Here is a 621-nt window from a genome sequence, read left to right on the forward strand (position 1 = left end):
TTCCGGCACAGTTCGGCGCACTAAAGGGCCGAGTTACCAGCTTTGTCGCCGCTCTGTTCGATCCCGGACGCAGCCAGGTGAATGTCAGCCTGCGTGGATTGTATTTTTCGTCCGGCACGCAAGAGGGCACGCCTATCGATCAGGTGCTGGGCGCGATCGGCCGCAATTTCGGCGGCAATTCCCGCCCTCACCTTTCTGGAACCGGCAAAAGCTTCTTTTTGCATGATCTGCTGACGGACGTCATTTTTGCCGAATCGGGCTGGGTTTCGTATGACAAATCGGCTGCAAGGCGTGCGGCGATCGTCAGATTTGGTGGCCTGGGTGCCATAACGCTGATCGCCGCCGCCGCACTGGGTACGCTCGCCCTGAGCTTTGCTTCCAACCGGTCGCTGATCGCCTCCACAACGCTGGCCATGGGCCAGTATCGCGAGACGGCGGCCCCGTTGCTCAAGGCCAGCACGGTCACCGATGTCGACCTTGAAAACGTCATCGGCCCGCTTGACCAGTTGCGCGATCTGCCGGCGGGGTATGAAACCGGTGACTTGCCGACACCGTTAGAGGAGACGTTCGGCCTCAGCCAGAGGGAGAGACTTCTTTCGGCATCCAAAACAGCCTATCGGC

1 protein-coding gene is annotated in these 621 nt (G+C 60.2%); it reads left to right on the forward strand.

The window, feature by feature from the left end; genetic code table 11:
• Window positions 1-621: type VI secretion protein IcmF/TssM N-terminal domain-containing protein (locus tag EN914_RS37575; protein ID WP_281034712.1), on the forward strand; the 621-nt coding region annotated here is incomplete at both ends.

Origin of the sequence: Mesorhizobium sp. M7A.F.Ca.CA.001.08.2.1, from assembly GCF_003998455.1 — a bacterium.
GTDB classification, from domain to species: domain Bacteria; phylum Pseudomonadota; class Alphaproteobacteria; order Rhizobiales; family Rhizobiaceae; genus Mesorhizobium; species Mesorhizobium ciceri.